General features: G+C 51.8%; 18 protein-coding genes. 9 read left to right on the plus strand and 9 right to left on the minus strand.

The genetic code is table 11. The features are described 5' to 3' along the window. Positions 1-240: 240 nt before the first annotated feature. From HND56_02240 to HND56_02255, 4 genes are all read left to right on the plus strand, one after another. Entirely contained in the window at positions 241-504 is a 264-nt protein-coding gene (locus HND56_02240) for a DUF2312 domain-containing protein (protein ID QKK06524.1), read from the plus strand. A 157-nt stretch (positions 505-661) separates the two neighbouring features. After that, positions 662-1996 (plus strand): sel1 repeat family protein, encoded by a 1335-nt coding sequence (locus HND56_02245; GenBank protein ID QKK04576.1) that lies wholly within the window; start codon positions 662-664, stop codon positions 1994-1996. 39 nt (positions 1997-2035) lie between these two features. Then, a complete protein-coding gene (locus HND56_02250; GenBank protein ID QKK04577.1) occupies positions 2036-2605 on the plus strand; it encodes a LemA family protein in 570 nt (189 codons plus the stop codon). Positions 2606-2825: 220 nt separating this feature from the next. Beyond that, positions 2826-5453 (plus strand): PAS domain-containing sensor histidine kinase, encoded by a 2628-nt coding sequence (locus tag HND56_02255; GenBank protein ID QKK04578.1) that lies wholly within the window; start codon positions 2826-2828, stop codon positions 5451-5453. Here the strand turns inward: HND56_02255 and HND56_02260 are convergent, their stop codons facing one another. Beyond that, complete coding sequence (locus tag HND56_02260) at positions 5454-5741, minus strand: 4a-hydroxytetrahydrobiopterin dehydratase (GenBank protein QKK04579.1); 288 nt, start codon at positions 5739-5741, stop codon at positions 5454-5456. A 145-nt stretch (positions 5742-5886) separates the two neighbouring features. Here HND56_02260 and HND56_02265 point away from each other — a divergent pair, with 145 nt between their 5' ends. Then, positions 5887-6318, plus strand: coding sequence for a metallopeptidase family protein (locus HND56_02265; GenBank protein ID QKK04580.1), 432 nt, complete (start codon positions 5887-5889; stop codon positions 6316-6318). A 14-nt stretch (positions 6319-6332) separates the two neighbouring features. On the opposite strand, the gene HND56_02270 is transcribed toward HND56_02265, so the two are convergent. The 4 genes from HND56_02270 to HND56_02285 all read right to left on the minus strand — a co-directional run bounded on the left by HND56_02270 (position 6333) and on the right by HND56_02285 (position 12144). Then, positions 6333-7037, minus strand: coding sequence for a hypothetical protein (locus tag HND56_02270; protein QKK04581.1), 705 nt, complete (start codon positions 7035-7037; stop codon positions 6333-6335). A gap of 23 nt (positions 7038-7060) precedes the next feature. Beyond that, positions 7061-9055 carry a hypothetical protein gene (locus tag HND56_02275; protein ID QKK04582.1) on the minus strand — a complete coding sequence of 665 codons (1995 nt, stop codon included), beginning with the start codon at positions 9053-9055 and terminating at the stop codon, positions 7061-7063. Then, positions 9052-10863, minus strand: coding sequence for a M3 family oligoendopeptidase (locus tag HND56_02280; GenBank protein QKK04583.1), 1812 nt, complete (start codon positions 10861-10863; stop codon positions 9052-9054). The genes HND56_02275 and HND56_02280 overlap by 4 nt, the downstream gene beginning before the upstream one ends. A gap of 135 nt (positions 10864-10998) precedes the next feature. Further along, on the minus strand, positions 10999-12144 hold the full coding sequence (locus HND56_02285) for an L-lysine dehydrogenase (protein QKK04584.1): 1146 nt from the start codon (positions 12142-12144) through the stop codon (positions 10999-11001). Between the two features lie 76 nt (positions 12145-12220). Between HND56_02285 and HND56_02290 the strand changes: the two genes are divergently transcribed. From HND56_02290 to HND56_02300, 3 genes are read left to right on the plus strand one after another with little or no spacing between them, the layout of a single operon-like run. Further along, entirely contained in the window at positions 12221-12988 is a 768-nt protein-coding gene (locus HND56_02290) for a rhomboid family intramembrane serine protease (protein ID QKK04585.1), read from the plus strand. Positions 12989-13008: 20 nt separating this feature from the next. Beyond that, positions 13009-14415 carry a dihydrolipoyl dehydrogenase gene (locus tag HND56_02295; protein ID QKK04586.1) on the plus strand — a complete coding sequence of 469 codons (1407 nt, stop codon included), beginning with the start codon at positions 13009-13011 and terminating at the stop codon, positions 14413-14415. After that, the gene (locus tag HND56_02300; GenBank protein ID QKK04587.1) at positions 14415-15092 is read left to right on the plus strand and encodes a hypothetical protein; all 678 of its coding nucleotides are present in this window, start codon (positions 14415-14417) and stop codon (positions 15090-15092) included. The genes HND56_02295 and HND56_02300 overlap by 1 nt, the downstream gene beginning before the upstream one ends. Positions 15093-15094: 2 nt before the next feature. Here HND56_02300 and der read toward each other — a convergent pair whose 3' ends face one another. Together der and HND56_02310 are read right to left on the minus strand one after the other, a co-directional pair. Beyond that, positions 15095-16552 carry a ribosome biogenesis GTPase Der gene (gene der, locus HND56_02305; GenBank protein ID QKK04588.1) on the minus strand — a complete coding sequence of 486 codons (1458 nt, stop codon included), beginning with the start codon at positions 16550-16552 and terminating at the stop codon, positions 15095-15097. Then, positions 16549-17871: an RsmB/NOP family class I SAM-dependent RNA methyltransferase gene (locus HND56_02310; protein ID QKK04589.1), complete on the minus strand. Its 1323-nt coding sequence runs from the start codon at positions 17869-17871 to the stop codon at positions 16549-16551. Before HND56_02310 ends, der begins: the two co-directional genes overlap by 4 nt. Positions 17872-17957: 86 nt before the next feature. Between HND56_02310 and HND56_02315 the strand changes: the two genes are divergently transcribed. Then, positions 17958-19352, plus strand: coding sequence for a hypothetical protein (locus HND56_02315; protein QKK04590.1), 1395 nt, complete (start codon positions 17958-17960; stop codon positions 19350-19352). A gap of 34 nt (positions 19353-19386) precedes the next feature. Here HND56_02315 and prfA read toward each other — a convergent pair whose 3' ends face one another. Both prfA and HND56_02325 read right to left on the minus strand, forming a co-directional pair. Further along, positions 19387-20466, minus strand: coding sequence for a peptide chain release factor 1 (prfA, locus tag HND56_02320; GenBank protein ID QKK04591.1), 1080 nt, complete (start codon positions 20464-20466; stop codon positions 19387-19389). A gap of 3 nt (positions 20467-20469) precedes the next feature. Continuing rightward, the gene (locus HND56_02325) at positions 20470-21495 is read right to left on the minus strand and encodes a helix-turn-helix domain-containing protein (protein QKK04592.1); all 1026 of its coding nucleotides are present in this window, start codon (positions 21493-21495) and stop codon (positions 20470-20472) included. Between the last annotated feature and the right edge of the window lie 14 nt (positions 21496-21509).

Consider the following 21509-nt stretch of genomic DNA (forward strand, 5'->3'; position numbering starts at 1 on the left):
TAGCGGTTTTGCCCTGTGCTGTCCATATGCCCCTTGTTAAAGATAAATATGCGGGTAATAAAACCAGTATGGCACAATTTCGTAAATAAAATTCAAATAGATAGACGGCTTTTTAAGCGTTTTTTATTTTTTCCTGTGCCGATGCTTGACTAAGGCAGGAAGACAGGGCATTTTCTGATGTTTAAAACAATTACCAGAGCAACTCTTTTTTAAGGAGAGAAAAATATGACGACGGCAACGATGACAGCTGCGGCACCTTCAGATACGGCAGGGGTTGCGGGGGAAAGATTGAAATCATTTATCGAACGGATTGAACGGCTGGAAGAAGAGAAAAAAGCTCTGTCCGAGGATATCCGCGAAGTCTATGCAGAGGCCAAAGCCGTGGGTTTTGAGCCGAAAATCATGCGTAAAATGATTTCCCTGCGCAAAATGGAACTGGAAAAAAGACGGGAAGAAAATGAACTTCTCGAACTTTATATGGCTGCTGTCGGTATGGCGGAATAATTTTTCGTGATAATTCACTAGACCTTTTTGCCCTGCCGTCATAATATTTTCATTGGAAGCTTTCATCAACTGAAGGCGTTTTGAAAAAACGGGTTGTGGCCAAAAGGTTTAAACGCCGGAATTCAAAGCGAATATGCGGGTAAAACAATAAAATAGTATGACCAGCCAAAAACACAGTTATAACCCACTGCTTGTCTTGTTGGCGGCCTTTGTTGCCGTTTACTTTGTTGCTGTTCCGGTTGCGCTGGCACAACAGCAGATGATCAGAGGCGGTTTTCAACCCAGCTTTAACGCAGGGCTGCGCGCGTTTTCTCAAGGCGATAACGAACTTGCCGGGAAGCATTTCCTGCGTCTGGCGCATGATGGCGATGCCCGTGCGCAATATTATCTGGCCTATCTGATGGATATTGGCGAAGGTGTCGGTCGTGACCCCTATGGCGCGATTTCATGGTACCGGAAATCGGCGGAACAGGATTATCTGCCTGCGCAAAGCTATCTGGGTTATGCCTATAGCGCCGGAAAAGGTGTTCAGAAAAATGATACGGAAGCCTTTAAATGGTACACGATTGCGGCGCGGCGGGGGGATGCGATTGCGCAGAATAACCTTGCGACAATGCTGCGTCTTGGCCGCGGCTATCAGAAAGACGAGGCGCTTGCCGCGAAATGGTACGAGCAGGCGGCCATGCAAAATAACGTCCGCGCACAATATAATCTGGCCACGATGTATCTGCGTGGCGCAGGTGTTGCACAAAATTATAAGGAAGCTTTGCGCTGGTATGAATATGCCGCACGTCAAGGCGATGTTTTCGGACAAATGGCGCTGGCCTATATGTATCGCCGCGGTATGGGCGTTCCGCAGGATTACATGCAGGCAGTACAATGGTATATGCTGGCAGCGGATCAGGGCAATGCCGATGCCCGCTATAACCTTGCCCGCATTTATGAAAGCGATATTCCCGGTCTGGATAAGACGGCGGAAGATGCTGCTGTCTGGTATTTCCGGGCAGCCAGCGAAAACGGCCACCCCGGCGCACAATACCGTCTGGGAAAAATGTATGCGGAAGGCAAGGGCGGCGTCAAAAAAGATGACCGCGAAGCGATTGCCTGGCTGCGGAAAGCGGCGGATCAGGGCTATGTTCCGGCCTTTGTACCTCTGGCGCGCTATTACGAGAAATTCGGGACAGGTATCCCCGCGCGTTTGAACAGCGCGATTAATCTGTATCAAAAGGCTGCGGAATGCGGGTCGCCCGAAGGGCAAATGGAATTGGGGCGTATCAATTATGAAGGACTTGGCAATTTCCGCGCGAATCACGTGAAAGCCTATCAATGGTTTGCACTGGCGGCGATGAATATGCCATCGGGCGAGATGAAAAACAACGCGATTATCGCGCGTGTCCGCGTCTCTGCCAATCTGACGGAAGAACAGCTTTTTGAAGGCAAAAAGCAGGTGACGGCATGGAAGCCGAAGCCGGGATGCGGTACCGGCAATTAATCACTTCTGCGAAAAATTTACAGGGAAACGAGGGATATTATGAATGCTTTGGTGATTTTGCTGGTTATAGTCGGTGCCATCGGGCTTTTACTGATTGTTATTTACAACCGTCTGGTGGCTTTGCGTCAGAAGCGTCTGAATGCCTTTTCCGATATTGATGTACAGCTGAAACAGCGTTATGACCTTATCCCCAATCTTGTGGAAACGGTAAAAGCCTATGCAAAGCACGAAGATAAAGTTTTCATGCAGGTGACGGAGGCGCGTGCCAGCGCCATGAAAAGCCGCGATGACGGCATTGAAGGCCGTGCGGCTGCAGAAGGCGTATTAGGTGCGGCAATGATGCAACTGATGGCAGTTGCCGAGAATTATCCCGCACTGAAAGCCAATGAGAATTTTCAGCAGTTGCAGGCGGAACTGTCTGACCTTGAAAACAAAATTGCCGCGGCGCGCCGCTTCTTCAACAATGCGACGAGCGAGCTGAATACGGCAATCCAGCAATTCCCGGCGGTATTGTTTGCCGCATCTTTCGGCTTTAAGAATGAGGCGTTTTTCGAACTTCCCGAAGCCGAAGCGGAAGCCGTGCAAAAAGCGCCGGATGTCAATTTTTAAGCATTTCTTCCTTTGCCGGGACGGCAGAAATGTGAAAACTGTTTTAACAAGAGGTGTTCTACCTCTTGTTTTTCAATAAAAACTGTAAAAACAGTGCCTTGCGCCAATATCTGAAGATTTTAATAAAATTTTATCTATTTCTTGGTACTGTTAAAAATACGCCCCCTGTTTCTAGTGGACAGGGGTGTTTATCTAAGTGGAATCAGAGTGAAAGCTTTAAATGGCGGAGCAGCATCAGGCAGAAGCACGAAAAACAGGCCCCCCGCCTTCCGGGCCGGTGCGGGGCAGTGCTGCCGTTGTGTCCGGTAAAGCCGGCTATAGCGACGTTCTCGGCTTCTATCTCAAGGGGCTCAGCGTTGTTTTAATCTTTTTTGCCGTTATTTATCTCCTCATGCAGGATCTGAAATCCTCGGAAACGCAAAAAATTGCACATGCTTTTCTGCAATCTGCGCAAGAAAATGTCCGTGATCTGGAAGTCATCGGAGAGCATCTGAATAATTATCTGATCGCCTCCGGCGATACACTTGATAAAAAGGACACCACCTTCATCTGGGACATGCTGGATAAGGGTAATCTGGCACAAGGACTGCTTTGGTTTTCTCCCTATGATGGAAAATGGCGCCAGATGGATTCATTTTCCCGCTATAATGTCAGGGAAGTATTTACCGAAGGAAATTTAAGCCGCTTCCATAAAAAACTGGTTGAAAAAGCGCAGCTTGGGCAGAACCGTGCCGTACTGGATATGGATATGCTGTCTCCGGTGCTGCCGTCGTCTAATTTCAAAGACCCGGAACAAATCAAGGGGCTTTTGCCTTGGCTGTTTGCATATGAGTATAAGCCGGGTAATTACGGTTTTCTGATTTTACTGCCGGAAATTTCAAAGCTTTTTGCCCTCGAGCAAGTTGAAAACGGGGTCGCACCGGTCAGCGGGCTGGCTTTATTCACACCGCATAGCGAAAACGAGATGTTCCGCCATGGCGGCGACAATCAAGGGAGCGGCGGGCTGTTTAAGCCAATGAGGTTGCGTCAGGGGATTGTTATGGCCGGTGAAAGCTGGGAAACGGAAATTCTTGCACCGCCGACAACCGCTTACCGTGTCTTTACGGTTCTGCCCTGGGCGGGGCTTGTACTGGGCTTTCTCTGTATCGGTGCAGGCGGGGTATTGCTTCACCGCGGCTATTTGAAGGAAAGGCAGCTGGCGCATATCTCCGAAGCGCTGTCCAGCAAGAACACGGAACTGTTGAACCGTGAAACGGAACGGCAGAAGCTGATTACGGAGTTTCAGAAAAGCGAATGGGAATACCGTAGTATTATCAATGCGGTATCGGATGTGATTTTTGAAACCGATCAAACAGGGAAAATCCTGTTTTTGAATGATAAATGGCGCGACATTATGCAGGCCGAAGCGGATTATGCGATCAATACAAATCTGTTTGATTATTTGCACCCAAGCGATCTGGGACGGCATAAAGAGCTGTTTCAGGGATTTACCAGCGGTGACCGCGGATCGTACCGCCGCGAGGCACGTATGAAAACGGAAAGCGGTGATTTCCGTTTTGTCGAACTGGGTTTCAGCATGATCCGCATGTCGGAATCCGGCTCCCGCGTGGTCGGAACAATTACCGATATTGAACAGCGTAAAAAAGCCGAACTTGCGCATGACAGTGCTGAAAAACAATACCGGGAAATGTTTGAAAACGCGCTGAACGGGATTTATCAGGCGACGCCCGAAGGAAAATTCGTCAGTGTTAATCAGGCATTTGCCGATATTCTCGGCTATGCCGATCCCGAAGATTTGAAAGAGGCGATTACCAGCATCCGCGACCAGATCTATGTTGATCCGCATGAACGTGCCGTTCTGGAACTGCAGGTTGCGCAGCATGGTAAAGTCTTTGGTGTGGAACACGAGGTTTATAAAAAAGACGGCAGTACGATATGGGTACTGGAAAATCTGCGTGCCGTTTACGGCAGTGATGATGAAGTAAAACATTTCGAGGGGAATTTATGGGATGTCACATCGCGCCGTGCGGCCGATGAAGCCTTGAAGAGTGCCAAACTGGAGGCGGAATTAACCAGCCAGGCCCGGATTGAATTTATGGCGAATATGAGCCATGAGCTGCGCACGCCGCTGAATGCGGTGATCGGTTTTTCCGAGATTATCCGTAACGAAGTCATGGGACCGATCGGACAGGATGTTTATAAAGAATATGCGCAAGACATTCATGACAGCGGCAAACAGCTTCTGAATATCATCAATGATATTCTGGAATTGTCACAGATTGAAATCGGCGACCGCGAATTGAAGGAAAAATCTTTCCCGATGGCGCGGATTATCCAATCCGTCCTCAGCTTGCTGGATCATAAAATAAAAGAAGGGCAGCTGCGCGTTGACACCTCCATTCCGGAAGACCTGCCGAATATCTTTGCGGAAGAGCTGGCGATGAAACAAGTGCTGATGAATGTGGTCAGTAACTGTGTGAAATTTACACCGCCCGGCGGCAAAATCGGAATCACTGTCTCTATTGATCCGGAAGAACATATGATGGTTGAAATCACCGATACAGGTGTCGGCATGACGGAAGAAGAGCTGGCGAAAGCAATGCAGCCCTTCGGTCAGGTCGAGACGGAGCTGGATCGTGATACGTCGGGAACGGGGCTGGGACTGTCTATCGTTCAGGCGCTGGTGGACCTCCATAGAGGCCGTTTTATGATCGCCAGCCAGAAAGAGAAAGGCACGACTGTCAAAATGGTTTTCCCGAAAGAGCGCGTCGTGCCCAAGCCTTATGAGGCACCGCGGGAGGAAGACGAGACGCAAACAGGTGATAACCGCTCTGCCGGTCTGATTTAATCAGGCGATTTTCTCAAGATACTCCGCCATTTTTATATCTTTTTCCGATAAGCCGCCCGCATCATGGGTCGTCAATGTAATCTCGACACGGTTATAAACATTGAACCATTCAGGGTGATGGATCATTTTTTCCGCCTTCATGGCAACCCGCGTCATAAACGCGAATGCCTGGCTGAAGTTTTTGAATTTGAAAGTTTTTTTAATCGCATCCCGTGCGGGGTCATGGGTCCAGTCAGGATGTTTTGACAGGAAATCATTGCGCTGTTCTTCTGAAAGTTTATTTTCCATTTTTCATTTTCTTCTCGTCTGGTTATACTGAATATTACGAAGCAGATTAGTCGGGTCTTTTCACGATTGCAACAAAAGGGTGTCAAACCTGAAAACGGGAAAGATTTCTTAGGAGGAGATAGGCTTGGAAAACCGCGGAATTATAATGAGTTACACGGAGCCTCCGACATTGGAGGATCTTGAAGCACTTTCAAAATCCATTGTTGACGCACTGCCGGACGGGCTTGGAAAATATATCGGCAAGCTGAAGATCATTGTCGAAGATTTCCCCGATGCCTATATCGAGCAGGAGCTCGAACTGGATACGCCCTACGACATCCTCGGCTATTACGAAAGCGCAGGCCCTGCCGCTATCGGCCATCTTGCCGCCCATAAAGACCGCCGTGATACGCTGCGCCTGTTCCGCCGTCCCATTCTGGATTTATGGTGTGAAACGGGCGAAGACCTGACCACAGTCGTCAATCGCGTGATCTTGCAGGAAATCGGCAACCATTTCGGCTTTACTGATGACGAGGTGGAAATGTATGAGGAAGATATGGAGAAGAATGATCTTCTCAATTTCGACCTGACGGCCTAAAGTATTTTTCGATTTTACCAGAACCTGTCGTAATGCACTCTTTCTTCGGGAACGCCAAGCGTTTCGAGGATGCCGAGCGTGTGCAGCATCATGCCTTTGGGGCCGGCAAGGTAAATATCGGTATTTTTCCAGTCATGTGCCGCTTGTTCAATATGTTCGCCGACCAGCCCGGCGGCAAAGTCCTGATGCGGGCGCAGCAATACGGGCGTGTAGAGAAAATGCGGATTGGCGTTATCCAGTCCGCGGAACAGATCATGCAGATACAGCTCATCCGCCGTATTACATCCCCAGTAAAGATGTACGGGGCGTGCGGGGTTATGCGCCTGTGCCGTGGTGATGATCGAATGTATGGGGGCAATACCGACACCGCCGGCAATGGCAATGAGCGGGGTATCCGCGTCTTTTTCCAGACGGCTTTTCCCATGCGGCATATCTATAGTCAGGCTGTCGCCTTGTTTTAGCTGTGCGAAAGCCTCTGTCGTAGGGCTTGCAGGGGCGGTTTTGATGTGAAAGCTGATCAGCGCATCACCTTCGGCGCTGGCGATGGAATAGGGACGCGGCTTTTCCATGGCCTCTGTTTGCAGATAAGCAAATTGTCCGGCGGCAAAACCGGCAGGCGCGTCGGGACGGCACATCAGGATAATGGTTTCCTCTGTGGCTTTGATAATGTCTTCAACAATGGCTGTCATTGTCTGCGCGCCGGAGGCGGGATTTTTCATGGGTCTTGTCGCCGTTTTGTCTTTTATGGTCTAAAGCGGAAGCTTTTCTTATTGTTATCGCCGCCGCGGGCGGAATTGTCGAGATTTTTTTTATCTGCCAATCCCGGAACAGTCGTTCCCAGAATATCCGCAATGGAAGGTGCGGAGGTCGGAATGGCGGAGGGGGTGCCGCTTTCAAGAATATTCAGATAATCCTCAATCAGTTCCAGCCCTTTTGTCCAGAATTCCTGCGATGTATGGTCAAGGCCGAGCGGTTGCAGCAGTTCTTTTAGGTCGGCGCTCATACCCGCTTTCAGCAGATTGGTGTAATCTTCGATAAATTGCGGCTTGTCATCGGTTTCCTGATACAGTTTGTAAAGGCTGTTGGCCATGCCTTGCGCAAAGCTGTAGGAAAAGACATAGAAAGACGGCGGTTCGAAGAAATGCGGCACCATGCACCAGGAATAACGCTGGTAGTCGTCGATTTCGACGGACGGGCCGTAATATTCCTGCAAGACATCCACCCAGATATCGCTGATTTCTTCCGCATCAGGCGCGCCGGTTTGTGCGCTTTCATAGACGCGTTTTTCGAAATCGAAATAAGCCATTTGCAGCATACCGCTTTCCAGCAGCCCCTCGATCTGGTGCTGTAGCAGTTTTCTTTCGACATCGGGGTCTTTGGTTTTGCCGCGCAGATAATCGAACATCAGCATCTCGGAAAAGACGCTGGCGATTTCCGCCATGGTTTCCGGCGTGTCGGATAAAAGCCCGCCCTGGGCTTCTTCCGCCAGCACCATATGAATGCCGTGTCCCAGCTCATGCGCCAGTACGACAAGGCTGATAATATCTTCATTGAAATTGGTCAGGATATAAGGGTGTCCATCCGGTCCCGTCGGCAGGGTGAAATCACTTGCCGCTTTGCCTTTATGCGGCGCGGCATCAATATAGCCGCCCTCGAAATATTCTTTGGCGATATTTGCGAATTTCGGCGAAAATTTGCGGAAGGCGGAAAGGATTTCCGGCTCGGCCTGCTCCCACGGATATTCCAGATCTTCCAGTTCCGTCTGACCCGGCACAGGGTCGGAGAGGCGGCTGGATGGCAGTACATCCACACCATGCTGGTCAGCCAGCCATTTGTAATAGCGGTGCGACAGCGAGATATAGGATTTTTTCACGGTCTCGCGCAGCATATCGGCGGTATCCGCATCCAGTTTGTTACGGTCAAGAAAGTTCTGGTCATGGCGGTCATGCCCCAGCCATTCGCGGTCGATATCCTGTGTTTTAATCACGGTGCTGAGGACGGTGGCAAAGCGTTTGCTATGCTGTTTCATCAGATCGGCCTGCGCCTGACGGGTTTCCTCAGGCGTGTCTTTTTCCACCGCGGCGACCTTTTCTTCCAGCGCGATGACATGTTTCTGATAATAGGCGGACAGCCCTTCGGTATGGATGGAATCAAAAACACCGCTCAGCGTCTGGATGTCCGCAGATAATTCACGGGTGGGCGTGCCGCCGCGCAGCTGCGCCAGCCAGGGCGCGTATTTTGACATGGCGGGGGCGCCGAGTTTGAACAGCAGTTTTTCCTCGCTCATATCCGCCAGCTGGTCAAGAAAGTCTTCAAGCTGCTGGTCAATACCGCCGACCCAGCTTTGCAGCGGTTTGATCTTTTCAAAATTCGCGGCATTGTCGGAAATCAGCAATTCGCCATAGGCATAGATTTTCATTTTGCGGTTATTGATGACCTCATAAGCGGCAAGGGCTTCGGCCAGTTCTGCGCCGGGCATGTCATTAACATCAACACCTTCATAAGCATCTAGAAATTCAGCCAGTTTTTCTTCGACAAAAGCCTGATCATTTTTCAAAGCGCGGGAGCGCAGGCCGGGATAAAGATTTTTTAAATTCCAGCGGCCGTTTTTACCATTGGCGCCGCGCCCGGCATCATTCTCTGCTGTTTTTTTGGTGTTCTCCGGTGCGTCATTGCCCTCCGCGCTACGGCGTTTTGCAAAAATACGGGACAGGCGGTCATGGCGTTGTGGTTTCATGCGGACGGCCCTCCTTTTTTCTTTTGTGCAGCGGGCTTTTGTACCGATTTGTCTGCCGCCAACTGCTTGTCCAGCGCGGTCAATTGCTCCAGACGCTTCTCCAGCAGGCTGACACCGTCCTGCCATGTTTGCTCATCCGTGATATCAATTCCCAGCGTTTTCAGAAGCGGTTTCCCCTGTTTGGAGGAACCTGCGGCCAGAAAATCGGCGAATTTTTTATTCTCCGCCGCCGGATCGCTGCTGTCTTTGCGGTCATGCATCAGCTTGGCGGCAAGCGTCAAACCGAACATATCCTGCAAAGCGTCAGCTGTATCGGACAGCATATAGGGCGCTTCGACCCACAGCATATCCAGACCCGGTGCATCATAATCGACGGCAGGACCAAAAGCATTTTGCAGCGAGGCTTTCCAAAGTTTTTTCGCTTCATCAACGGAGACTGTACCCTGTTTTTCCGATAAATCGTTTAAGGCGCGGTCACATGCGGTGACGGCGGCGGAAAGCGAGAGCGTTAAAAGGCTGCGCTCAATCTGATAGGCAATCAGGTCGCGTTTTTCAGCGGGATCATTTGCGGCATCGATCAGCGCATCCAGCGCGGCGAATTCCGCCGCATGTCCGGCCAGCGTTTCAAAACCGGGCAGCGGTTTTGCCGTCAGCGGCGTATTGTTTTTGGCGGCATGATCTCGCTGGATATCGCGTCCAATGCCGTGTGCCGTCAGCGCCATACGTTCCAGCGTTGCGGGTGTACCGTCAAGGCACAGATAGGACGGGCGGTCATCGGGCATGATAAACAGCTTCATCGGGCGCAGCGGTGTTCCGCTGCCGCTGTTTTGTCCATCCAGAACTTTCAGTGTGCCGTCATTTTTCGGGAAGAGCTTTTCCAGCGCGGGCAGGGCGGTTTTCTCCCACGCTTCTTCCTTGGTTTCCGGTACGGGAATATGCAGCAGGTCGGCGGGGTGCAGGCGCGGTACACCCGCTTGCTGCGCCTTGCGTTTGTAAAATTTTGCGGCAATTTGCGGCAGCTTTCCGGTGAGGGCCTTCATCATTTTATGCGGCACATCCTCGGGAGTCTGGCTTTGCGCGGTAAAAGCCTTTTCCGGCGTATCAAAGCCGCGGATGGCGGCGGCAGCACCAGTGCTGCGCATACGGTTGCTGAGAAGTTGCATCAGCGTTTCGACATCTTCTTCCGTCTCGGCAGCAAAATTTGCAAAAATTTTGCTGCGTTTCTCTGCATCACTTTCTTCACGCAAAGCCTGCAAAAGCGGTGCAGCATTATCTTCCGTAACGGGGGCGGCAAGTTTGGCCCAGATATCTTTCAAATCAGGGTGCTTATGCGCCTGATCATGCAGATAGCATTCGACATCTTCTTCATAAACCGTACCGCTATAGGAACGGTGCAGGCGCAGCCAGGGCGTATAGGCGGCCAGTTTCGGCTCTTCCGCCATGCGGTCAAGAAGTTCGAATTCCGGAAAGGCGGCAATCTCGCTTTTGAAAAACAGCGTGTCGCGTGCGGCGTCATTCAGTTTTTTTTGTGTTTTGCGCGCCCAGTCATCGTTTTTCTCGACGGTGATATGGCGCAGATCAACATAGGAATGCAGGGCTCCGGCCTGTGACAAAATGGATTCATACTGCTGAAAAGCGGTTAGAAGGCCCTGCCCGTCAAGATCGGCAATGCCTTCCGCATAGTTGTCGCGGAAGGCTTTGACGTCTTTTTTCAGTTGCGACATAGCAGCGCGGAATTCACCGGAGGTTTTTCCGGGGAAAATATCCTTCAGGCTCTGCAAATGGGAGGCAGGGCGCTCGGTTTTCATGGCGTACCGTCTTTCCGCATATCTTCCTGCAAATGGTTTAAGGTCACAGGAAGCCTAGCATAAATCCGGATACAGGGAAAACAAAACTTCTGTGCAAGCTTTATGTGAATAGGGCTTGCGACAGGTTTTATGCGCTCATGCGCTCATACTCTCATTCGTTGCGGCATATTTGATATCAATATCTTCAATACTGGTATCTGCCGGGCCGCGCTTTTTATAAAGCTGGCCGTTGCGCGTTTCCAGAAATTCATCAAAGGGAATATCTTCCTGACGGATAAATCCGCGGCCGGCAAGCTTGCCGGTATCCACCATTTCAATAACCGAACAGACCGAGGCTGCCGTTGTCCATGAAATAGCGCGCCATTGCCGTCCGTTAATGACTTTGGGCAGATAGCCGTTGATGAATTCTTCACGCAGCAGCTTGTCATGCTTGCTCCAGCCTTCGACCGAGGCATGGACATAAACGATGTCTTCGGAAACCGGCGGTTTTGCATGGGACAGGACTTTAGCGGTTTCCTGCAGGTTTTCACGCATGAACAGCTCATGCAGCAGGAAATTCATCATCTTGGCATGACCGGGGTAACGGATGCTTTTGTAATCCAGATTTTCAACACGGTCGATATAAGTATCGCACATTGTGCCAAGCCCGCCCGATGTGGTGAAGGCTTCCAGCTCCTGCCCGTTAATGAAGATTTTTTCCAGCCATTCCAGCGGTGATACCAGTTTTTTCTGGCCGCGTTCTATGACTTCACAATCATTCAGATATTCGTTGATAACACCTTCGGGTGACCAGTTAAAGGCATAGCCCAGATGCCCTGTCGGGTGCTGGGGCAAGGCGCCGACGCGCAGTTTCATATGGCGGATTTTTTTGAAATCGCGCGCCAGATAGGCACCGACAATCCCGATGAAGCCGGGGGCAAGACCGCATTGCGGTGCCAGCACGGTTTTGGCATCTTTTGCCAGTTCCAGAATATATTGCGTGGTCGGGACATCTTCCGTCAGGTCAAAATAATGCAGACCTTCTTCAACCGCCAGACGGGCGATATCTTTATTCAGGAAAAACGGCAGGCAGGAAACAACAGCATCATTGTCTTTCATCAGCGCCTGCAACTTTGCGGGATTGGAAACATCCAGCTCTTTTGCGTCAAAGGGAAAGTCTTCGGACAGCGCGGCATCTGCGCCCGTGACCTTATAACCGGTTTCATGCAAAAGTGTTGCAACCAGTACACCGACACGCCCCAGCCCCAATACCAGGATATTTTTGATTTTTTCCTGTGCCATTTCTTTCCCTTCCTTTTCTTCTGAAACTTGTTATCTTATTGTCTTGAATAGACCAAAATACGGATAAAGACAAGTAATGTCGGAGCAGGATAAAAAAAGCGGTAAAGGTAAAAAAAACGGTGCCGGTGATGATAATGTCACACCGTTTCCGTCTTCGATGCGCGATCGCCAGCAATATTACAAGGAAAAACAGCTGAAAGAGCAACCGCCGCCACCGAAACAACCTTACGAACCGATGCTGAATCTGCCGCCGGCGGTGAAAATACTGTCTTTGGTACTGATCGGCATTCATGCGGCATCGCTGCTGCTGTCGGCGGACATGAAATTCAAAATTTATTACGCTCTGGCTTTTGTGCCGGCCCGTTACACGGGTGACATGCCTTTTGATATATGGGCGTTTATCGCACCTGTAACGCATATGTTTCTGCATGTCGGCTGGACGCATCTTTTCGTCAATACCGGTATGACGCTGGTATTCGGAACCATGCTGGAGCGCCTGATGGGCGTGAAGCATATGATGATGATTTTTATTGCCGCGGGTCTGGTCGGGGCGTTTACGCATATGGCCTTTTATCCTTTTTCACCCGCGCCGCTGATCGGCGCATCAGGGGGGCTTAGCGGTTTGTTCGGTGCGGTGATTATCATCATGGGCAACCAGCCCGGCGCCAGCCGGAAAAGCATGTACTGGATGATCGGTATCTGGGTTCTGATCTCGCTGGTTTTTGGCGGCATCGGTTTCGGCAGTGTTGACAATGTCGCATGGACGGCGCATATAGGCGGTCTGTTCGGCGGAATCGGCATGTTCGCCTATCTCAGAAAAAAATACTATAAATACAAAGAGTAAAAGAAAAAGAGGAAATGCGGATGTCTGACAAAAGCTATGATGTTGTGGTAATCGGGGCGGGACCGGGCGGTTATGTTTGCGCTATTCGGGCGGCACAGCTGGGGCTTTCCGTAGCCTGTGTTGAAAAACAGGCGCTGGGTGGTACCTGTCTGAATGTCGGCTGTATCCCTTCCAAAGCGCTATTGCACACATCCGAGCGTTTCGAGGAAGCGGGGCATGATTTTAAAAAACTCGGTATCACTGTTTCCGCACCGAAGCTGGATTTGAAAACCATGATGGCGCATAAAGATGCGGTGGTGAAAGACAACACGCAAGGCATCGGCTTCCTGTTCAAGAAAAACAAGGTCGATCATGTCAAAGGCACAGGAAAAATTCTTGATGCAGGCAAGGTTGAAGTAACCGAAGGAAAAGGCAAGCCGACGGTTTTAAAAACCAAGGCGATTGTGATCGCGACGGGTTCGGAAGTCACGCCATTGCCGGGGATCGAGATTGATGAAAAACAGATCGTCTCCTCGACGGGGGCGCTGGTATTTGATGCCGTGCCGAAAAAGCTCGCCGTCATCGGCGGCGGTGTGATCGGGCTTGAAATGGGAACGGTCTGGCGCAGGCTGGGTGCGGAAGTGACCGTCATCGAATTTCTGGATAAAATTCTGCCGCCGATGGATAACGAAATTTCCAAACAGATGCAGCTGATTTTGAAAAAACAGGGCATGTCCTTCAAGCTGGGAACAAAAGTCACCGCTGCGAAAAAAGCGGGCAAGAAAGTCACATTGACGATGGAACCCGCCAAAGGCGGCAAAGCCGAAACGGCTGACTTTGACGCTGTTCTGGTCTCGATCGGGCGCCGCCCGCATACGGAGGGGCTCGGTCTGAAAGAAGCGGGCGTGAAGATGACGGAACGCGGACAGGTTGATGTGAATGATCATTTCGAAACCAATGTCAAAGGCATCTATGCCATTGGTGATGCCATCCGCGGCGCGATGCTGGCGCATAAAGCCGAAGATGAGGGCATGGCGCTGGCTGAAATTCTGGCAGGCAAAACCGCACATATTAATTACGATTGCATTCCGGGGGTGGTTTATACCGCGCCGGAAGTTGCCGAAGTCGGCAAAACCGAAGAGCAGTTGAAAGAGGCCGGTATCAAATACAAATCCGGTAAATTCCCTTTCATGGCCAATGGCCGCGCCCGCGCGATGAATAAAAGCGAAGGCTTTGTCAAAATCCTGACCGATGCGAAAACCGATAAGGTTCTTGGCTGTCACATCATTGGCGCGGAAGCGGGAACGCTGATCGCCGAAGTGGTGCTGGCGATGGAATTCGGCGGCAGTGCGGAAGATATCGCCCGCACCTGTCACGCACATCCGACTTTGAACGAGGTTGTGAAGGAAGCGGCTTTCGCAGCCTTTGATAAACCCATCCATATGTGATGGCTGTGATGCGGCTGCTTGTCACAGGTTTTCCTGCCTTTTTGACGGTGCGGCGCAATCCGTCGGAAATTCTTGTCCGAAAATTGCAAACCGAAAACTGGCGACCGTTTGAGAATTGCCGCACGGATTATGCCGTACTGCCGATGGATTACGATGAAACCCGCAAAATCATTCAGGGCTTTTTTGATGATGATCCGCCCGATGTTGTTGTACATCTGGGGCTGGCGGTGTCATCTTCCGCGATCCGGCTGGAAAAATTTGCGAAAAATCTGGTTTTCCCGAAAGACCCTGCACAGCAGATCAGGATAGAAGAGGCTGAAGAAGGTGATTGCGGTGATGTGGCGGCAGACGGCGCGGCGCGGCTGAAAGCGACATTGCCGCTGGAAAAAGTAAAACAAGCGCTGCTGCAAAACGACATTCCTTGTGTAATCTCCGAAGATGCCGGTACCTATCTGTGCAATTTTGCCTCTTATGTGACGGCTTATGAAATCCGTCGTCGCAACAGCAAAAGCTTATCGGGTTTTATCCACATTCCCTTCACAACGGCGGAGCGGGATATTCTGCAATATTGCGCGATGGAGAAGGCCTCTCCCTATCTGATGACGCCGGAGATGCTGGAACAAGGCATCAAAACGGCATTGCAAATTTGCGCGGCGGAAATGCAGGCCGTCGTCTGATTTTAATGCACATACGGATTTTTGGTGGTGCGCAGCATCAGCCGTATCGGTGTTCCGGGGATGTCGAAAGATTCGCGCAATCCTGAAATCAGGTAACGCTGATAACTGTCGGGCAAATCTTTTGGACGCGACAGCCATAATGCGAAGGTCGGTGGGCGTGATTTGACCTGCGTCATATAGCGTAAACGGTTCGGGCGTCTTTGTACCATCGGTGGCGGGTGGCGGCCCTCCATATAGGCCAGCCAGCGGTTTAAGCCGCCTGTCGGTACACGTTTGTTCCAGACATGGTAGGCTTCCAGAACGGTATCCATCAATTTATCCATACCGCGTCCGTTCAGGGCGGAGATCGTGACAATCGGCACATCCTTGATTTGCGGCAGCGATGTTTCCAGCTTATAGGCGGCATGTTCCAGCACTTCGGTTTTTTCCTCTGCCGCATCCCATTTATTGATGGCGATCACCAGTGCGCGGCCTTCTTCGACCACATGCGCGGCAATGGATAAATCCTGACGCTCAAACAGCTTATCGGGTTCCAGCATCAGCACGACAACCTGTGCCAGACGAATAGCGCGGAAACTGTCATCCACCGCGTATTTTTCGATTTTATCGGTGATTTTGGCTTTTTTGCGGATGCCTGCCGTATCGACCAGACGAAACGGGCGGTCATTATAGACCCAATCGGCGCTGACGGCATCGCGGGTAATACCGGGTTCCGCCCCCGTCATCGAGCGTTCTTCTTTTAAAAGCGCATTCATCAAAGTTGATTTTCCGGCATTCGGACGGCCGACAATGGCCAGTTTAATCGGTTTTTCCAATGCGGCTTCCAGCTCTTCCGGGCTTTCCTCTTCATCGCCAAAACCTGTACCGCTGCCTTCCTCATAAGGAATATAGGCGTTTTCCGCATCCTGCGCTGCGGCATTTTCCTCCTCTTCTTCGGCGGCCTTTGCTGCCGCCTCTTCGTCCGCTTTTTTTACCAGCGGCGCCAAAAGCGAGGCAAGATCGGTGAAGCCGACGCCATGTTCGGCGGAAATCGGGACGGGTTCGCCCAGGCCCAGCTCATAAGCTTCGTAAAGGCCTTCGTCGCCGCGGCGGCTTTCGCATTTATTGGCGATCAGGGCACAAGGCATATTCTGACGGCGCAGCCAGCCTGCGAAATGCGTATCCAGCGGCGTTACGCCCGCACGGGCATCAATCATAAACAGCACAAAATCGGCATGTTTCAGCGCATTTTCAGTGCTTTTACGCATCCGGCCTTCGATGCTGTTATCAAAATTCTCTTCCAGCCCTGCCGTATCGACAACGCGGAATTTCAGCCCCATGAATTCACAATCGGATTCGCGCCAGTCACGCGTGATGCCCGGCGTATCATCGACAATCGACAGTTTTTTGCCCGTCATGCGGTTAAACAATGTCGATTTTCCGACATTCGGGCGTCCGATAATGGCGACTTTTAACGTCATTCTGGCTTATGATCCTTTTTATCTTCTTTTGCGTCTTCTTTGCGCACAGCTATAGCACAGAAAAAGCCGTCTGTCTTGTGTTCGGAGGGCAGCAGCCGCATCGCCGCACCGCTTAAAGGAATATGTGCCAGTTCCGGCATTTTTGACAGATCGGTTTGCGTGAAATCAGGGTGTTTTTCAAGGAATGCGGCGAATTGCGCTTCGTTTTCCTCAAATAGCAGCGAGCAGGTGGCATAAACCAGCTTGCCGCCCGGCTTTACCTGTTTGGCGGCACTGTCCAGAATGCGCGCCTGTGTTTCCAGCAGAGATGACAGGTTCGGGCCGATATTGCGCCATTTTTTATCCGGGTCGCGCCGCCATGTCCCTGTTCCCGTACAGGGGGCATCCACCAGCACGATATCAAATGTGCCGCGCTTCCGTTTTAAGATTTTGTCGTTTTCACTGCTTAGCGGCAGCAGCGTGGTATTGAACATTCCGGCACGTTTAAAGCGCTGCTTTGCGCGTTTCAACCGGCCTTCGGAAATATCGGCGGCGGTGATACTGCCTTTATTTTCCATCAAAGCACCCATTGCCAGCGTTTTCCCGCCCGCACCTGCGCAGATATCCAATACCCGCATACCGGGCTTCGGCGCTGCGGCCAGCGCAATCAATTGCGAGCCTTCATCTTGTATCTCGAAAAGCCCGTCCTGAAACAGTTTCATCTGCCCCAAAGCAGGACGACGCCCTGCAATACGCAGTCCCCAGGGGGAATAGGGTGTTTCTTCAATGCCGCGCGGCAGTGCTTTTTCCAATGCGGCTTTCAAGGTCGCGCGGTCGGTTTTCAGCGTATTGACGCGCAAATCCAGCGGCGCTTCCTCCAGCATGGCTTCCATGACGGCATGAAATTTGTCGCCCAGAGTTTTCTTGAGCGTATCGGCCGCCCATTGCGGGCATTCCAGCGCAATATGTTCGGGCTGGCCTTTTGTGAAAATCGGCTGGCCTTCCAGCATCCGGTACAGCTGTTTTTCATGCTCCGACAGCGGGGCGGGGGCATATTTGTTATCCGGCTCTCCGAAGAAATCGCCGGGTTTTTCCTTGGACAGCAGCGCCATTTCGGCAATCACGAACAGCCGCGGCTCGGGCGCGGGAAGATGTGCAGACAGGCGGTGATAATGACGCAGGATACGGTACAGCCGGTGGGTAATATCGCGGCGGTCACCGCCGCCGATATAGCGGTGATTGCGGAAAAAAGCCGAGATCACGCCGTCAGCAGGACGGTCAGAGGCAAAAATCTCGCCCAGAAGGGAGATAACGGTGTCGATACGGGCAGCGGGCGTCATAGGCGGAGCCTGTCTTTCTTTTTTGTGTTTTCTTGTATTCGTGTTATAAACGGGAACAGAGTTTTTGCAAAGGAAAGAGTATATTCATGCAGCTGATACGTCCTGTTTTTCTGGCGTTTTTCGCATTCATTTGTTTCACCGTCCTGCCTCATGCGGCAAAGGCCTCTCTGCAACGTGAAGGTATTGTCGCGGTTGTGAATGATTCCGTGGTGTCTTACAGCGATATGCGCAACCGTATCCGTCTGAATATGACGGGTTTCCGCGGTGAACTGACGCCGGAAATCCAGCAGCAGATCGAAAAGCAAAGCCTTGATGCGCTGATTAATGAAACCCTGCAAATGCAGGAAGCCGCACGTCTTGATATCAGTATCACACAGCAGCAGGTCAATGAAGGGATTGATCAGGTCGCCAAAAATAACGGCTTTGACCCGCAGGAATTCCGTGCCCGTTTAAAAGCGACAGGGGTTCCGATGTCAACGCTGGAAGATCAGGTGCGTGCGGAAATCGCATGGTCATATGTGGTACAGCGTAAACTGCGCCCGCAGATCAATATTTCCGAAACGGAAATTGATGCGACTTTCCAACGGATTGAACATCAGAAAACCCGCCATCAATACCGGATTGCGGAGATCGTCCTGAAAGGTGAGGATGATGAGGTTTTGAACGGCAGTATTAAGGAAGTTGTCGGGCATTTACAGCAAGGCGCACCTTTCCCGGCGGTTGCACAGCGTTATTCGCAAAGCGCCACCTCCGGCCGCGGCGGCGATCTGGGCTGGATGGATGAACAGCAATTGCCTGCGGAATACCGTGATGCCGTGTTGCAATTGGCAAAAGGCCAGCTGGCGCCGCCCTTGCAAGTGGATGGCGGTGTAGCGATTGTGTTGCTGATTGATAAATATGATGCGGATACAGATAGCACCGCTCCGGCTGTCGCGCCTGATTCTGCGGCAACGGAAAGCGCTGCGGCAGGGACGGATTCCGAAATGCGCGTCACGCTGAAACAGATTGTTATTCCGATTGCGGAAGATGAGCCCGAGGCCGTGATTGTGGCCAAAACCGCCCGCGCCCGCCAGCTGGTACAGGAAATCAGCGGTTGTGCCGATATGGCGGAAAAATCCAAACATTTCCTTGCTCCGGCAACAGGGGATATCGGAACGATTCCTTTAAGCGCCCTGCCGCCGCAGATTGCGGCGATGGTGGCTGACCTTCCCATCGGAAAAGTAAGCGATCCGATCCGTCACCGTGACGGAATCGGCGTGTTGATGGTCTGCGCCCGCGAAGGAGCGGCGGCAAAAACTGCAGAGGTTACAAAATCCGCACCTTCGCCTGCCGCACAGGCTGTGGCATCTTTGTCAGAGAAAGATGAGGCGATGCGTGACGAGGTCGCCAACCGTCTGGGTATGGAACGTCTTGGCCGTTTGCAGGAACATTATCTGCGCGATCTGCGCGCTTCGGCTTATATCGAGCTGCGCGCACAATAAATCCTGTGGTTCAGGGGGTAACAAGGGTGCGGTTTTAGGTTTCGGACAGCAATGCGGCCTGATCTTCGGATACCAGCACATCAATAATCTCGTCCAGCGCTTCCCCGGTTAAGACCTTATCCAGCTTATACAGTGTCAGATTAACGCGGTGGTCGGTGACGCGCCCTTGCGGAAAGTTATAAGTACGAATGCGTTCGGAACGGTCGCCGCTGCCGACCTGACTTTTACGGTCTGCAGCACGTGCATCGGCTTGTTTCTGCCGCTCGGCTTCGTAAATCCGTGCGCGCAGAATTGTCATCGCTTTGGCACGGTTTTTGTGCTGGGATTTTTCATCCTGCTGGCTGACAACGATTCCTGTCGGAATATGGGTGATGCGCACGGCGCTATCGGTGGTGTTGACGGATTGTCCGCCGGGTCCCGAAGCGCGGAACACGTCAATCCGCAAATCATTTTCATTGATATCGACATCAACCTCTTCCGCTTCGGGAAGAACGGCAACGGTTGCGGCGGATGTGTGGATGCGCCCGCCGCTTTCCGTTTTCGGCACACGCTGGACACGGTGAACGCCCGATTCAAATTTCAACCGTGCAAAAACATTGGTGCCGGTAATCGAAACAATGACTTCCTTATAACCGCCGATATCGCTTTCCGACGCTTCCATAATTTCAAAACGCCAGCCACGCAGACCGGCATAGCCGCGATACATATCAAACAGGTCGCTGGCGAAAAGTGCGGCTTCATCGCCGCCTGTTCCGGCGCGGATTTCCAAAATGGCGTTTTTGGCATCGGCCTCGTCTTTGGGCAGCAGGGCGATGCGGATATCATGTTCCAGATCGGGCAACTTTTTTTGCAGAGCGTAAAGCTCTTCTTCTGCCATGTCGCGCATGTCTTTATCCATGCCGGGATCGGCAATCATACCTTCCAGATCAGCCGCTTCTCCGGCGGCGGATTGATAGCTTTCGATTTTTTCGGCAATGGGGGACAGTTCGGCATATTCGCGCGACATGCTGACGAATTCCTCTGACGAAGCCGTGCCCTCGGACATCAGCGCGGTCAGTTCCTGATGCCGCGCCAGAACCTGTTCCAGCTTGCGGTGAAAAGATTGTGAGGACATTGGCTATCGTCCCGTATGACGTTTGAGGATTTCATCGGCATCCAGAGAGATACCGCGAATAATGTCGCCTTTTTTACCGAAAGGCGGCATTTTCTTGCCGTCGACATAGACATCAATGCCGCCTGCATTCGCTGTCGCCAGCTTGGTATTCTCGCCGCGCGGGACGTAATAACTTTGCCCGGGGCGTAAAACCTGCTGGAACAGGGTCTGGCCGCTGCCGTCGCGCACCTGCACCCAGCTGGAATCGCGGGCAATCAGAACGATACGGCTGTTGCCGCGCCTGTTGCCAAAGCTTTCTCCGGTCTGGATATCGGAGATAATGCGCTGGCTGCGCTGTGTGACAGGCGGCGGAATGGGAGCCTGCCGTTCCTCGACCGGAATAATATCTGTCGGGGCGGTTTCCGTTTCAGCCATGCTGTCAGTTGCGGCTGTTACAGCGGCGTCCTCTGTTGTTTCTTCCGTTATTGCGGTTGTTTGCGCGGCGATATCCGTTTCGGCAGCGAGAAGGTCATGCGTGCCGTCCGGTGTATCTGTTGAGGTGATACTTATCTCGGCATTTTGCAAAATACCGGTATCGTCATAACCCGCCTGCATTTGTGCGGGAACATCCGGAACCATTTTTTCAGCGCCTGTTTCCTCATCGCCGCCGGAGAAAAGGAACCACAGTGCCAGAATAAGAACCAGCCCCACGCCTGATGCCGCCAGAATGAAATGTGACGGCAGATGCGTGTCACGTGGCGGAGGGGAGATGTTCAGCTCCGCCTGTTTGGGGGCGGAAGCGGCATGTTCCTCTTTAAACAGCCGGGCAATCTCGTCGCCGTCCAGCCCCAGCTGCACAGCATAGCTGCGCACGAAACCGATGGCATAAACCATGCCCGGCAATTCAGCGATATTGCCGCTTTCAATGGCTTCAAGCTGTCCCGCACGCACATTGATAGAGGTCGCGACATCTTTCAGGGAAAGATTTTTCGCCTCTCTTTCACGTTTTAAAAACGCGCCGACTGATTCGTGTCCATCCTGTGTGTTCATCACATAACCGTTTA

This window comes from Pseudomonadota bacterium, from assembly GCA_013285465.1.
Taxonomy (GTDB): Bacteria; Pseudomonadota; Alphaproteobacteria; order Micavibrionales; family CSBR16-224; genus CSBR16-224.